Origin of the sequence: Pseudoxanthomonas sp. z9 (genome assembly GCF_006542425.1) — a bacterium.
In the GTDB taxonomy this organism is placed as follows: Bacteria; Pseudomonadota; Gammaproteobacteria; order Xanthomonadales; family Xanthomonadaceae; genus Pseudoxanthomonas_A.
Genome location: NZ_VFID01000003.1, coordinates 140,776 through 155,571, shown reverse-complemented (window position 1 = coordinate 155,571; position 14,796 = coordinate 140,776). Strand labels below are relative to the sequence as shown.

General features: G+C 69.3%; 11 protein-coding genes. All 11 read left to right on the top strand.

Annotated features, from left to right (window positions below; translation table 11 throughout):
• The first annotated feature begins 37 nt into the window (after positions 1–37).
• Positions 38–1,153: a prephenate dehydrogenase gene (locus tag FG323_RS03170; RefSeq protein ID WP_141452991.1), complete on the top strand. Its 1,116-nt coding sequence runs from the start codon at positions 38–40 to the stop codon at positions 1,151–1,153.
• Positions 1,154–1,220: 67 nt separating this feature from the next.
• Complete coding sequence (locus FG323_RS03165; protein WP_141452990.1) at positions 1,221–2,414, top strand: PLP-dependent aminotransferase family protein; 1,194 nt, start codon at positions 1,221–1,223, stop codon at positions 2,412–2,414.
• Positions 2,415–2,561: 147 nt separating this feature from the next.
• Positions 2,562–3,281: a 4-hydroxy-tetrahydrodipicolinate reductase gene (gene dapB, locus FG323_RS03160; RefSeq protein ID WP_141452989.1), complete on the top strand. Its 720-nt coding sequence runs from the start codon at positions 2,562–2,564 to the stop codon at positions 3,279–3,281.
• 375 nt (positions 3,282–3,656) lie between these two features.
• Entirely contained in the window at positions 3,657–5,291 is a 1,635-nt protein-coding gene (locus FG323_RS03155; RefSeq protein WP_181444072.1) for a TldD/PmbA family protein, read from the top strand.
• A 97-nt stretch (positions 5,292–5,388) separates the two neighbouring features.
• Entirely contained in the window at positions 5,389–6,723 is a 1,335-nt protein-coding gene (locus FG323_RS03150; protein WP_141452988.1) for a TldD/PmbA family protein, read from the top strand.
• 200 nt (positions 6,724–6,923) lie between these two features.
• Entirely contained in the window at positions 6,924–7,628 is a 705-nt protein-coding gene (locus FG323_RS03145; RefSeq protein WP_141452987.1) for a DUF4159 domain-containing protein, read from the top strand.
• Positions 7,629–7,689: 61 nt separating this feature from the next.
• On the top strand, positions 7,690–8,685 hold the full coding sequence (locus FG323_RS03140; protein WP_141452986.1) for a MoxR family ATPase: 996 nt from the start codon (positions 7,690–7,692) through the stop codon (positions 8,683–8,685).
• 13 nt (positions 8,686–8,698) lie between these two features.
• On the top strand, positions 8,699–9,595 hold the full coding sequence (locus FG323_RS03135) for a DUF58 domain-containing protein (RefSeq protein WP_141452985.1): 897 nt from the start codon (positions 8,699–8,701) through the stop codon (positions 9,593–9,595).
• Entirely contained in the window at positions 9,592–10,755 is a 1,164-nt protein-coding gene (locus FG323_RS03130; RefSeq protein WP_141452984.1) for a BatA domain-containing protein, read from the top strand. The genes FG323_RS03135 and FG323_RS03130 overlap by 4 nt, the downstream gene beginning before the upstream one ends.
• Positions 10,752–12,893: a DUF4175 domain-containing protein gene (locus FG323_RS03125; RefSeq protein ID WP_141452983.1), complete on the top strand. Its 2,142-nt coding sequence runs from the start codon at positions 10,752–10,754 to the stop codon at positions 12,891–12,893. The genes FG323_RS03130 and FG323_RS03125 overlap by 4 nt, the downstream gene beginning before the upstream one ends.
• A complete protein-coding gene (locus tag FG323_RS03120) occupies positions 12,890–14,743 on the top strand; it encodes a carboxypeptidase regulatory-like domain-containing protein (protein WP_141452982.1) in 1,854 nt (617 codons plus the stop codon). The genes FG323_RS03125 and FG323_RS03120 overlap by 4 nt, the downstream gene beginning before the upstream one ends.
• Positions 14,744–14,796 lie beyond the last annotated feature (53 nt).

Genomic DNA, 14,796 nt, shown 5'->3' with positions numbered 1-14,796 from the left:
GACCTAGAATGAGGGCTCCTCCAAGGAGCCCTTTTTCGTGTCCCCACCCCTGATCGGCATCGTCGGCAGCGCCGGCGCCTACGGGCGCTGGCTGCGCCGCTTCTTCGAGACCCGCATGGGGCTGGCGGTGATCGGGCACGATCCGGCGGATCCCGATTCGCTGCCGGAGATTGAACTGGCGCGGCGCGCGGACGTGCTGATTTTCTCCGCGCCGATCCGGCATACCACCGCCATCATCGGGCATTACACGGATCTGGCCGCCGGCTCGGAAGCCGGCAAGCTGTGGCTGGATGTCACTTCGATCAAGACCGCGCCGATCACCGCGATGCTGCATTCGCGCGCCGAGGTAGTCGGCCTGCATCCGATGACCGCGCCGCCCAAGGCGCCGACCCTGAAGGGCCGGGTGACGGTGGTCTGCGAGGCGCGGCTGGAGACCTGGCGTCCCTGGCTGGACGCGCTGCTGCGCACGCTGGAAGGCGAGTACGTCCACGCCGAGCCCGAGCAGCATGATCGGATCATGGCGCTGGTCCAGGCGATGGTGCACGCCACCCATCTGGCCCAAGCCGGCGTTTTGCGCGGGCAGGAGGCTCAGGTGGGTGCATTGGCCGAGCTGCTGCCGTTCCGCTCGGCCTCCTTCGAGATGGACGCGGCGATCCTGGCGCGCATCCTGTCGTTGAATCCGGCCATCTACGAAGACATCCAGTTCGGCAATCCCCATGCCCATGAAATCCTGACCGCACTGCATGCCCAGATCGGGCGGATGGCGGCGTTGGTGGGCGAGGGCGGCGATGCGGCGCGGGCGGCCTTCCGCGCCGAGTTCCTGTCCGGCAATCGCGATGCATTGGGCGCGCAGGCGCTGGCCGACGGCAACTACAGCTACGAGCGGTTGGGCTACCTGCTGGCCGACCTGGCCGGCGTGCAGGCGATGAGTGTGCACCTGCCGGAGGATCGTCCCGGTTCGCTGCGGGCGCTGCTGCACGTGTTCGAACGGCACGGTGTCAGCCTGTCGTCGATCCACTCCTCGCGCACGCCGGAGGGCGAGGTGCATTTCCGGATCGGCTTCGATGCGGACGTGGACGCGGACGGTCTGCGCCGCGCGGCGGCGGACATCGACGCCAGCGGCATCGGAACGGTGCTGGCCGCCGGTCGCTGACGCGGTACGGCGGCGTATTGGCGCAGTGCGAAACGGCTCGGGCCGGTATCCCCGTTACACTGCGTCGATGAACAGCCATTTCACCCTGTCCCGCCGCGCGCAGGCGCTGACCAGTTCGGCGATCCGCGAAATCCTCAAGGTCACCGAACGTCCGGAAGTCATTTCCTTCGCGGGCGGATTGCCATCGCCGGCCACGTTTCCGATCGCGCGCATGCGGGAGGCCACCGACAAGGTGTTCACCGAGGCGCCGCAGGCTGCGTTGCAGTACGGGCCTACCGAGGGCTTCACCCCGTTGCGCGAATGGATCGCCGCGCGCCACAGCCGCGACGGCGTGACCGTCCGGCCCGGCCAGGTGCTGGTCACCACCGGTTCGCAGCAGGGCCTGGATCTGCTGGGCAAGGTGCTGATCGACGAGGGCAGCAAGGTGCTGGTGGAAACCCCCAGCTACCTCGGCGCGCTGCAGGCGTTCTCGCTGTTCCAGCCGGCGTTCTCGCCGATGCGCAGCGACGACGAGGGCATCGTGGTGGATGCGCTGGACGAGGCGCAGCTGCGCGGCGGCCGCTTCATGTACTGCCTGCCGAACTTCCAGAATCCGACCGGCCGGCGTCTGCCGCTGGAACGCCGCCGCGCGCTGATTGCCCGCGCCCGCGCCGCCGGCGTGCTGGTGGTCGAGGATGATCCTTATGGCGAACTGAGTTACCACGGCGAGCAGTTGCCCAGCCTGCTGTCGATGGATCCGGGCAACGTGGTCTACATGGGGTCGTTCTCCAAGGTGCTGGCGCCCGGCCTGCGACTGGGCTATCTGATCGCGCCCGAGCCGCTGCACGCCAAGCTGGTGCAGGCCAAGCAGGCGGCGGATCTGCACACGCCCTCGTTCTCGCAGCGGATCGTGTTCGAGGCGGTGCAGGGCGGCTTCCTGGATCGCCACATTCCCGAGATCCGCAAACTCTACGGCGAACAGTGCGAGCTGATGCTGTCCGCGTTGCAGCGCCACTTTCCGGCGGAGGCGAAATGGAACCGCCCGGCCGGCGGGATGTTCATCTGGGTCACGCTGCCGGAAGGCGTCGATGCCGGCGCGCTGCTCGCACGGGCGATTGAACACAACGTCGCGTTCGTGCCGGGCGCGCCGTTCTTCGCGGTGGATCCGCAATCCAATACCCTGCGCCTGTCGTTCGTGACCGTGTCGGCCGAGAAGATCGAACAGGGCATGGCGCGGCTGGGTGCGCTGGTGCGAGAGGAGATCGCTGCCACGGTGGCGTGAAGCATCCCTGTGGAGTGTCATGTGGGAGCGACGTGAGTCGCGATACCCAGGAAGTCCCGGCGGCCCGTTCGCGACTCACGTCGCTCCCACAAGGAAAAGCAGGCCGCCATCTTCGCCCATGGGGCCGGCTCGGCTACCATGCCGGGCATGGAAACCACGCCCACCCGCATCCTCATCCACGGCGCCTCCGGGCGCATGGGCCAGGCCCTGTTGCGCCTGGCCGCCGAACAGTCGCAGCAGTTCCAGGTGGTCGCGGCGGTGATGCGCAAATCGCCCGCGCAGCGGGTGGTGGAGGGCGTGCCGTATTTCGCTGCCAATGAACTGGGCGGCGTACCCGCGTTCGATGTCGCCATCGACTTCAGCCTGCCGGAAGGGTTCGATCCCGTGTTGGCGCTGTGCGTGCAGCGCGGCGCTGGGCTGGTGTCGGGCACCACCGGTCTGGACGAGGCCCAGCGGGATGCGCTGGCGCAGGCGGCCGGCCGGATTCCGCTGGTGTGGGCGTCCAACTTCAGCCTGGGCGTGGCGGTGCTGACCGAACTGGTCGAACGTGCGGCCAGCGCGCTGGGTGGCTGGAATTGCGACGTGGTCGAGTCCCACCACGTCCACAAGAAGGATGCGCCCTCGGGCACCGCGCTCACGCTGGGCGAGGCCGCCGGTTCGGCCGGGGCGCCGGTGCATTACGCCAGCCTGCGTGCCGGCGACATCGTCGGCGAGCATCTGGTGCAGTTCACCGGCCTGGGCGAACGCATCGAGCTGGTGCACCGGGCCACCAACCGCGACATCTTCGCGCGGGGCGCCCTGCATGTGGCCGGGCGTCTGGTGGGGCGTGCAGCCGGTCAATACCGCGTCCGCGATCTGCTCGACTGAGCCTTGCCCGCATGACCGCGCCGTCCACCTGCATGGGCGGGCGTCTTGGCGCGCGTGCAAACGAAACCGGGAAGCGGGGTCGCTTTCGCATCACCCATAGCGCCATCCGCTTAGCGCGAATACGGTGAACCACGCCTGCCGTTCGCACCCATGGGGCGTTGATGCATGCTGCGATGCGAAACCGGGATCGCCTCGAAGCGGCGGTCGGGGAATTGCGCCCGAAGCATCGCTTCTATGCCGAAAGTCATTTGACGGACCATTCAGCCACCGGCAAGAATCCGGCACGCACCCGCCCCATCGCAATTCCGCTTCGTCCCGCTTCATTCCGTTCCGTTCCGGCCCTGCGCTGCGGGGCTCATCGCTGGAGAGCAAGCCTTGCGCAGACGTGACTTCCTGGCCTACAGCGGCCTCAGCCTCGGCGGCCTGATGCTGCCGGCCTACTTCGGCAAGGCCATCGCCGCCGAGGAATTGCAGACTTCCCTCGATGTCGGCCTGAAGAAGCGCCTGGCCGACACCGCCATGAGCGCGGCCAAGGAGGCGGGCGCCAGCTATTGCGACGTGCGCATCGGACGCTACCTGCGCCAGTTCGTGATCACCCGCGAGGACAAGGTGCAGAACGTGGTCAACACCGAGTCCACCGGTGTCGGCATCCGCGTGATCGCCAACGGCGCCTGGGGTTTCGCCGCCACCCACGAACTGACCGCGCAGGGCGTGGCGAAGGCCGCGCAGCAGGCCGCCGCGATCGCCAAGGCCAACAGCAAGGTGCAGGGCAAGCCGGTGCAACTGGCGGCCACGCCGGGCGTGGGCGAGGTGGCGTGGAAGACACCGATCCGCAAGAACGCGATGGCGGTGCCGATCAAGGACAAGGCGGATCTGCTGCTGGGCGTCAACGCCGCCGCGATCAACGCCGGCGCGGATTTCGTCAACTCGATGCTGTTCCTGGTCAACGAACAGAAGTACTTCGCCAGCACCGATGGTTCCTACATCGACCAGGACATCCACCGCATCTGGGTGCCGATGACCGTCACCGCCATCGACAAGGCCAGCGGCAAGTTCCGCACCCGCGACGGCCTGTCCGCGCCGATGGGCATGGGCTTCGAATACCTGGACGGCGACGCCTCCGGCAAGGTGACCTCGCCCAACGGCGTGGTCAACTACGGCCTGTCCTACGACATGAAGGAAGACGCCATCGCCGCGGCCAAGCAGGCACGCGCCAAGCTCAAGGCGCCGTCGGTGAAGCCGGGCAAGTACGATCTGGTGCTGGATCCCTCGCATACCTGGCTGACCATCCACGAATCGGTCGGCCACCCGCTGGAACTGGATCGCGTGCTCGGCTACGAGGCCAACTACGCCGGCACCAGCTTCGCCACCCTGGACAAGCGCGAATCGCATTTCCAGTACGGCAGCGACAAGGTCACCATCTTCGCCGACAAGGTGCAGGACGGCAGCCTGGGCGCGGTCGGCTACGACGACGAGGGCGTGAAGACCAAGCGCTGGAACCTGATCACCGACGGCAAGCTGGTGGATTACCAGACCATCCGCGACCAGGCCCATATCCTCGGCAAGACCGAATCCGACGGCTGCTGCTACGCCGACTCCTGGTCGAGCGTGCAGTTCCAGCGCATGGCCAACGTCTCGCTGCAGCCGGGCAAGCAGAAGCTTGGCGTGGCCGACATGATCAAGGATGTCGAGAACGGCATCTACATCATCGGCGACGGCTCCTTCTCCATCGACCAGCAGCGCTACAACGCCCAGTTCGGCGGCCAGCTGTTCTACGAAATCAAGAACGGCAAGATCACCCAGCAGATCGAGGACGTGGCCTACCAGATCCGCACGCCGGAATTCTGGAATGCGTGCGCGGCGGTGTGCGACGAGAGCGACTACCGCCTGGGCGGTTCGTTCTTCGACGGCAAGGGGCAACCCGGCCAGGTGTCGGCGGTGTCGCATGGTTCCTCCACCGCGCGCTTCAACGGCATCAACGTGATCAATACCGCCCGCAGCCTGGGTTGAGGTGTGGGGCCGGGCTTGCCCGGCTCCGCCGAACCCCGAGGTCCCCGACAGCGAAAGGCGGCGGAGCGCGCTCCGCCCTACGAGAGAATCCCAGAACATGAGCATCCTCACCGAAGCGCAGGCCAAGGCCATCCTGGACAAGGTCATTGCGCTGTCCAAGGCCGACGAGTGCACGGCCAGCCTGAGCGGCAGCATCAGCGGCAACATCCGGTTCGCGCTCAACGACGTGTCCACCAGCGGCATCGTCAGCAACGCCGACCTGGCGGTGCAGGTGGCGTTCGGCAAGCGCGTGGGCGTGGCCACCATCAACGAGTTCAACGACGCCGCGCTGGAACGCGTGGTCCGCCGCGCCGAGGATCTGGCCCGGCTGGCTCCGGAGAACCCCGAGTTCATGCCGGCCATCGACAAGCAGGCCTACCAGGCCAGTCCCACCTTCAGTGAATCCACCGCTGCCATCACGCCGGAATTCCGCGCCGAGGTGGCCAAGGCGTCCATCGATCCCTGCAAGGCGGAGAAGCTGATTGCCGCCGGCTTCCTGGAGGACGGCCAGAGCTTCGTCGCCTTCGCCAACAGCAAGGGCAACTTCGGCTACCAGCGCGCCACCAGCTTCGATTACACCTGCACGGTGCGCACCGAGGACGGACGTGGTTCAGGCTGGGTCGGCCGCAACCTGAAGGACGCCAGCGCGTTCAAGGCCGACAGCGACATCCGCACCGCCATGCGCAAGGCCAGCGAATCGGCCGAGGCCAAGGCGCTGGAACCGGGCAAATACACGGTGATCCTGGAACCGGCCGCGGCCGCGGGCCTGATCTCCTTCATGATGAATTTCTTCGACGCGCGCCAGGCCGACGAGGGCCGCAGCTTCCTGTCCAAGAAGGGCGGCGGCAACAAGCTGGGCGAGCAGGTCTACGATCCGCGGGTGAATCTCACCGCCGATCCCTGGCATCCGGACGCGCCGGTGCTGCCGTGGGATGGCGAGAACCTGCCACGCGAGAAGATGGCGATCGTCGAGAACGGCAAGATTGCCAACCTGGACTACTCGCGCTTCTGGGCGCAGAAGCAGGGCAAGCGCGCGGTCGGCTCGCCCGGCAACCTGCTGATGGCCGGTGGCGACAAGTCCACCGCCGAACTGGTGAAGAGCACGCAGAAAGGCATCCTGGTCACCCGCACTTGGTACATCCGCCTGGTCGATCCGCAGACCGTGCTGCTGACTGGACTGACCCGCGACGGCACCTTCTACATCGAGAACGGCGAGATCAAGTACCCGGTGAAGAATTTCCGCTTCAACGAGTCGCCGGTGATCATGCTCAACAACATCGAGGAACTCGGCAAGCCGGTGCGCGTGGCCGGCGACGAGTCCTCGTTCGTGATGATGATCCCGCCGATGAAGCTGCGCGACTTCACCTTCACCTCGCTGTCCGACGCGGTTTGAACCGTTCGCGTCCTCTCCCGGTGGCGGGAGGGGACCGCGCGGGATGCGTGGAAGTCGTCCTTCCGCGACAGGCCGGCGTCCGCAATTCCGTACTGTTCCGAGATGCCCGTGCCGTCGATGGATTCCGCCTTTTTCCCGCCGTGCCTCCCGCCTTTGCGTGAAGGCCCGGCGGCATGGGCGATGCGGGCGAGGGCGCGGGCATGACCCGCGCCGAATTCCTGCGCCTGATGACCGGTGGACTCGCCGGAGCCTTGCTGGGCGCTTCCCCCCGCGCGGCGCGGGCGGCACCCGTCTACGATTTCTGGTTCACCCGCCTGCGCTACGACTCCGGCGACTGGGACGTGGACCAGCGCATGCCCGCCAACCTGATCACCTCGTTGATCGACTACACCCAATTGCGGGTGGATCCGAAGGAACACGTGCTGGCGCTGTCGGATCCGCGCGTGCTGGCGGCGCCGTTCTGCTACCTGGCCGGGCACAAGCTGGTCGAATTCAATCCCGCCGAGCGGCGCAACTTCGAGCGCTACGTGCGCAACGGCGGCTTTGTATTCGTGGACGACTGCAACCACGACATCGACGGCCTGTTCGCCAAGTCGTTCGAAGCGCAGATGGCCTCGATCTTCGGGGCGAAGGCGATGAAGAAGCTGCCGAACCACCATCCGCTGTACCGCAGCTTCTTCACCTTCGACGGTCCGCCGGCCACCGGCTTCGAACTCAATGGCTGGGGCGACGATCTGGTCCACGAGTACCTGCAGGGCATCGAAATCAATGGCCGTCTGGGCGTGCTCTACAGCAACAAGGACTATGGTTGCGAATGGGACTACGACTGGCGCAACAAGCGCTTCCTGGCCGAGGACAACACGAAGTTTGCGGTCAACATCGTCATGTATGCACTGAACTCATGAGCCGGACCTTCACCGCCGCGCGGTCGTGGTCCTGCGGCCTATCATCTCCACGGGATTTCCGATGAGCGAACTTTCCGAAACCGATATCCGGGTGCAACTGGATCGGCTGGCCTCCCTGCGCGACGCCATCGGCCGCGCCATCGTCGGCCAGGAAGCCGTGGTCGAGCAGCTGTTGATTGGCCTGCTGGCCGGTGGCCACTGCCTGCTGGAAGGCGTGCCGGGACTGGGCAAGACCTTGCTGGTGCGGACCCTGGGGCAGGCGCTGGAGCTGCAGTTCCGGCGCGTGCAGTTCACCCCGGACCTGATGCCCAGCGACATCCTCGGCACCGAACTGCTGGAAGAAGAACACGGCACCGGCCATCGCCGCTTCCGTTTCCAGCCCGGTCCGGTGTTCACCAACCTGCTGCTGGCCGACGAACTCAACCGCACCCCGCCCAAGACCCAGGCCGCGCTGCTGGAGGCGATGCAGGAACGCACGGTCAGCTATGCCGGCATCACCCATGCGCTGCCTTCGCCGTTCTTCGTGCTCGCCACCCAGAATCCGCTGGAGCAGGCCGGCACCTATCCGCTGCCCGAAGCGCAACTGGACCGTTTCCTGCTGCACATCCGGGTGGACTATCCCAGCGAGCAGGAAGAGCACGACATCCTGCTGCAGACCACCGGCAGCCAGTTGGGCGAGGTGCCGCGGGTGATGCAGGGCGCGGACGTGCTGGCGCTGCAGCAGTACGTGCGCCAGGTGCATCTGGGCGAGGATCTGCTGCGCTGGATCACCCGGTTGGTGCGCGCGAGCCGTCCGGGCGACGGCGTGCCGGAGGAAGTGCGCAAGTACGTCAAATGGGGCGCCGGTCCGCGCGCCGGGCAATCGTTGGTGCTGGCCGCCAAGGCGCGGGCGCTGCTGCACGGGCGCCTGGCCGCGACCCGCGAGGACGTCGCCGCGCTGGCCGCGCCGGTGATGCGCCATCGCCTGCTGTTGTCGTTCGCCGCCGAAGCCGAGCAGAAGAGCGCCGACGACGTGATTGCCGCGCTGCTGCGCGACGTGCCGCTGGCACGGTCCTGATCGTCCACGTCCGATGTCGTATGACCCGATCCCGCCCGAGGTACGCAGCCGCCTGAAGGATCTGCGGCTGACCTCGCGTCGCGCGATCGGCGTGCAGGGCATCGGCCTGCATCGCAGCCGCAGCCGCGGGGCGGGGCTGGAGTTCGCCCAGTACCGCGCCTACGAGCCGGGCGACGAGCCGCGTCAGATCGACTGGAAACTGTATGCGCGTTCGGATCGCTTCTTCGTGCGCGAGGCCGAACGCGAGAGCCCGCTGGCGCTGTGGATCCTGATCGACGCCAGTGCCTCGATGGCGCAGGCGGACGGCACGAATCCCGGCTGGTCGCGGCTGCACGCGGCCAAGGCGCTGGCGGCCTGCCTGGGCGAACTGGCGCTGCGGCAAGGCGATCGGTTCGGACTGGTGGCATTGCGCGCGGACGGGCTGCGGCTGGTGGCGCCGGCCACCGGCATCCGCCAGCGCGATCGCCTGCTGCTGGAACTGCACGGCCTGGCCGCGCAGGGGGTGTTTCCCGAGCCGGAACAGCTCACTCCGCTGTGGGAGCGCATCGGCGCCGGTGATTTGGTGCTGCTGCTGGGCGATTGCTTCGACGAGGCCAGCGTGGCCATCGCCGAGCGCCTGGCGGCGGCGCGGCGCGAGGTGCTGGTGATCACCCTGCTCACCGCCGAGGAGCGCGATTTTCTGTTCACCGGCGGCCACCGTTTCCGGGATCCGGAAACCGGCGAGGAACTGCTGGGCGATGGCGCGGCGATGCGCGCGGACTACCTGGCGCGCTTCGCCGACGCGCGGCGCGCGCTCAAGGCGCGCCTGGACGCCAGCGGCATCCGCCATGCCGAGCACTTCCTGGATCAGCCGCTGGACCTGCCGCTGCGGCGGTTGTTCGGCGCGCGCGACGCGGCGGAATACGCATGAGCCTGGGGTTGCTGTTGCCCGCCGCGCTGGTGGCCCTCGGCGCGCTGCTGCTGCCGTTGCTGGTTCATCTGGCGCGACGCAGCGAACAGCGTCCGACCGATTTCGCCGCGCTGCGCTGGCTGCGCCAGAAGCCGCGCCCGCGCCATCGCATCCGCTTCGACGAACGCGGCTTGCTGCTCCTGCGCCTGCTGTTGCTGGCCTTGCTCGCGTTGTGGCTGGCGCGGCCGGTCCTGCAAGGCATCCATGGCGGAACGCCGTGGGTCGTGGTGCTGCCGGACGTGGACGCGAGCGCCGCGCGCGCATGGGGTGGAACGGATTCGGAGTCGCGTTGGCTGGCGCCGGGATTTCCGCCGCTGGATTCGCCCGCGCCCGCTTCGCCGGTGCCCACCGCCAGCCTGCTGCGCGAGCTGGACGCGGATCTGCCGCCGGAGGTGGCGCTGACGGTGGTAGTGCCCGCCTGGTTTGACGGCGCGGACGGCGAGCGTCCGCGGCTGTCGCGCGTGGTCAACTGGCGCAAGGTGCCGCGTTCGCCGCCACCGGCGTTCCAGTCCGGCGCGGCCGAGCCGCCTGTTCTGTCCGTGCGCCATGCACCCGGGCGGCAGGACGCACTGCGTTACCTGCGCGCGGCGGCCGAAAGCTGGGGCGGCGGAACGGCGACGGCGAACCGGCTCTCGGTGGCGGACATCGGGCAGCCATTGGCTGACGATGCGCGCGCGTTGATCTGGCTGGCGCCGGGCGAGATTCCTTCGGCGATTCGCCGATGGGTCGCCGCGGGCGGCACGGCACTGTTGGATGCGCAGGCGAGTGCTGGCGATGACATTGCGATGGCGCCGTACTGGACCGACGAAACAGGCGCGGTGATCGTCGAGGGCGGCGCGTTGGGGCAAGGACGCGTGCTGCGGTTCATCCGTCCGTTGCAGCCTTCGGTCATGCCGCAGCTGCTGGAACCGGTGTTTCCGGCGCGGCTGCGCGAACTGTTCGCCGAGCCGATGCCTGCGCCTTCGCGGGTGGCCGCGCGCGACCATGCGCCATTGCCCGGCGCGGCGGCCTATCCGCAGGCGCCCCGCGATCTTCAGCCTTGGCTGGCCATGCTGATTGCGCTGTTGCTGGTGCTGGAGCGCGGCTGGGCGACCTCGCGCAGGCGGAGCGCCGCGCCATGAGTTCAGCCGTGCTGCCGGATCTGCTGGCCATCGCGCGACGACGCGCGATCCTCGATACCTCCCTGGCCGGGGTGCCGTGGCTGGTGGTGGCGGTGCTGGCGGGCTGGCGGTGCGGCGGCGCAAACGCGGCGCTGGTCATGGGCGTGGCGGGCGCGATGCTGCTGGCCACGATTGCCGGCTGGCGCGCGCGCCGGTTCGATGCGCATTGGCTGGTGGAACGGCTGGACGCGCGCGGCGAGATGGAGGACAGCAGTGATCTGCTGTTCGCCGAACCGGCACGGCTGAACCCGTTGCAGCGACTGCAGCGCGCGCGATTGCAACCGCGCCTTGCCACAGTGCCGGCGTCCGCATTGCGCCCAGCCTGGTCGCGACGCTGGCTGATCGCGGGCTGGGCCGGTGGCCTGCTGGCGGCCGTCCTGTTGCTGGCATGGCCAGCGCCGAAACCGGCACCGGTCACGCTCGCGCCCAGCGACGAACACGTGCCGGTGGTGGCCGGCGTCCCGCGCCTGGTCGGGCAGCAGCTGCGCATCGTGCCACCCGCCTATACGCGGCAGGCCGCACGCGACGAAGCCCGCCTGGATACCCGCGCGCCGGCCGGGTCCCGGCTGACCTGGACGCTGCGCTTCGCCCCGCAACCGATGAGCGCCGAACTGGTGTTCCACCAGGGCAGGCGCATCACGCTGGTCCGCGACGGCGATGTCTGGACCGCCAGCATGACCTTGGAGCAATCGGTGCTGTACCGGGTGCTGCCGCAGGGCGCACCCGCACAACCCGCGCCGCGCCTGCATCGGATCGACGCCATCGCCGATCGCCCGCCGCAGATCACGGTGCTGGCGCCGGATCGCGGCCTCAGCCTGCTCGCGCCCGGGCAACGCCGCTGGCCGCTGTCCTTCGAGGTGAAGGACGATCACGGCGTCGCCGCGCAGGCGCAGCTGCGGGTGACCCTGGCGCAGGGCAGCGGCGAGAACATCCAGTTCCGCGAACGCACGCTGGCCGTGGCCGGCAAGGGTGGCGCGACCGCGCGGCGCTTCGACATCGCGCTGGATCTGGCGGAGGCGGGTTTCGCGGTCGGCGATGATCTCATCGTCCAGCTGACGGTGGCGGACAACCGCCAGCCACGACCGCAGTCGGCACGCAGTCCCGGCCTGATCCTGCGCTGGCCCGCCGATGCGGGCAGCGAGAGCGGCGCGCTGGAAGGGATGGTCAAGAAGGTGCTGCCGGCCTACTTCCGCAGCCAGCGCCAGATCATCCTCGACGCCGAGGCCCTGCAGAAGGACAAGCGCCGGCTTGCCGCGGATCGCTTCCTGCGGCGTTCGGACGAAATCGGCGTGGACCAGCGCATCCTGCGGCTGCGCTACGGCCAGTTCCTGGGCGAGGAAGCCGAAGGGGAGCCCGAGCCGCCGCCCACCAACGATGCCGAAGAAACGCATCACGACGACGACGGCCATGATCATGGCGACGCCGCGCCTGCCTCCACGGATGCGCCGCAGGGGATGGGCCGGGAACAGGACGTGCTCGCCGAGTACGGCCACACCCATGACCACGCCGAAGCGGCGACCCTGCTGGATCCCGAAACCCGCGCGACGCTGAAGCAGGCGCTGGACCAGATGTGGCAATCGGAGCTGCACCTGCGCCAGGGGCGTCCGGACCAGGCGTTGCCGTTCGCCTACAAGGCGCTGGGTTACATCAAGGAAGTGCAGCAGGCCAGCCGCATCTATCTGGCGCGGGTGGGACCGGAACTGCCGCCCATCGACGAAAGCCGCCGGCTCACCGGCAAGCGCGACGGACTGGCGCGCCGCGAACTCGCCATCGCGCCGGCGACGACGGGCGACGCGGTGCCGGCCGCCGCATGGAAAGCGCTGGAAGAAGCCGCGCGGGGAACGGAAAGCTCCGCGCCGGATCTCGACGCGCTGCAACGCTGGCTGCGCGACAACGAGACCCGCGTGGCCGATCCGCTGTCGCTGTTCGCCGCCATCGACGCGGTGCGCGGCGATCCGGCCTGCGTGGCCTGTCGCCAGCGCCTGCGCGAACGATTGTGGCCGGTGCTGGCGCGGCCGCCGGCCCAGGTGCAACGACGTGCCGCCGACGCCGCCGGTGAACGCTACCTTGATGCGTTGCGACGGGAGCGGACGCCATGAACCCGGCCGCGCTGCTGGCGGGACTGCTCGCGCTGGCCAGCGTGCTCGGCATCGCGCGCCTGCTGTGGTGGCAGCGGCGTGCGCCGGAACCCGCGCGTCGCTGGCGTCTGGCGGTGCTGGTGCTGGCGCAGCCGCTGTACGCGCTGCTGTTGTACTTCGCGCTGATGCCGCCGACGGTTCCCGGCCAGCGCGGCACCCTGACCGTGCTCACCGCCGACGCGCCGACGCCGCGCGCCGCACGTGCGCTGGGCGACGCGGTGATCGCGCTGCCCGAGGCACCCGCCACGCCGGATGCGGAAAGGGTGCCGGATCTGGCCACCGCGCTGCGGCGACATCCGGGCATGCGCCAACTCCATGTCGTCGGCGCCGGCCTGGAAGCGCGCGATATCGAGGCCGCGCGCGGCCATGGCCTGCGCTTCGACCCAGCCCCGCTGCCGCGCGGGCTGATCCGGCTGGCCGCGCCGGCGCAGGTCGTACCGGGCGCCGGATTCATCGTCAGCGGCCGCGTGCACGCGCTGGAGGGTGGGGGGGTGGAACTGCTGGATCCGGCCGGCCGCCGGGTGGATGCGGCGACGCCGTCGGCGACAGGTGATTTCAGCGTCGGCGGCACCGCGCGCGCGCCGGGGCAGGTGGGTTTCCGTTTGCGGCTGTCGGATCGAGCGCGCGGCGCGGTGGAAACCGTGGACGTGCCGATCCGGGTGGCGGGCGAACCGCCGCCACGCGTGCTGGTGCTGGCCGCCGCACCCAATCCCGAACTGAAGTACCTGCGTCGCTGGATGGCTGATGCGGGGATGACGCCGCACGTCCAGATCCAGGTCGGGGCGGGCATGCAACTGGGCGATGCACCGCTCGCATTGAATACAGCCACCTTCGAACGCTTCGATCTGCTGGTGCTGGACGATCGCAGTTGGGCCACGCTGGGTGATGGGGCGCGCACGGCGCTGGCGGCCGCCGTGCGCGCCGGATTGGGCGTGCTGCTGCGGGTGGAGGGACCGCTGTCGGACAGCTCCCGCCGGCAACTGCGGCAACTGGGTCTGCTGGTATCCGGCAGCGGCGACGGCGCCGAGGTCCGGCTGGCCATTCCCGAACGCGACGACGACGGCCTGCGCGCGCGCCAGGGTGCCGGCAGCCGGGATGCGCCGGTCGATGCCGATGCCGTCGGCGCGCCGGCATTGAGCCGGCGCACGCTGCGCGACGACAGTGCCGACGCGGCCTCCCTGCTGCGCGACGTCGCTGGAAATCGGTTGGCGAGCTGGCGCGCCGAGGGCCGTGGCCGGATCGGCATGTGGCCACTGACCGACACCTACCGGTTGACGCTCGCCGGCCGCGAGGATCTGCACGCGGAACTGTGGAGCGGAGCCTTCGCCATCCTGGCGCGTGCACGCGGTGGTTCCGCGCCGGTGTTCGAACCCGATGCGCGGGCCGGTCGGCGCATGCGCGTGTGCGGCATCACCGGCCAGGCGCGGGTGATCGCGCCCGATGGTGCCGTCGCGACCCTGTTGCCGGATCCCGCCGGTGGTGCGGCGGGCTGTGCCGGCTATTGGCCCGCGCGCGGGGGATGGCATCGGCTCCGCATGGGTGAGGCGGAATGGCCGTTCGCGGTCCGCGCGCCCGGCGAGGCGCCGGGTTTGCGGGCGATGGCATTGCGCGAGGCCACCCTGCGGCTGGTCGGTGACCGGCCCGCGCGTGTGGCGGCCACCGGCGGCGTGCCGGAGCGGCGCGGCCGCGCCTGGCCGTGGTGGCTGGCATGGCTGTCTTTCGCCGGTGCGCTGTGGTGGCTCGAGCGCTCGCGCCTGGGACGCCCGGTGCCGGCCGGGACGTCGCGCACGGGTGGCGCGGAGGCGCCCTGACACCGGAACGGCGGTCCCGCGAAAGCAGCCTTTTCCGCGCACACGCAGACTGA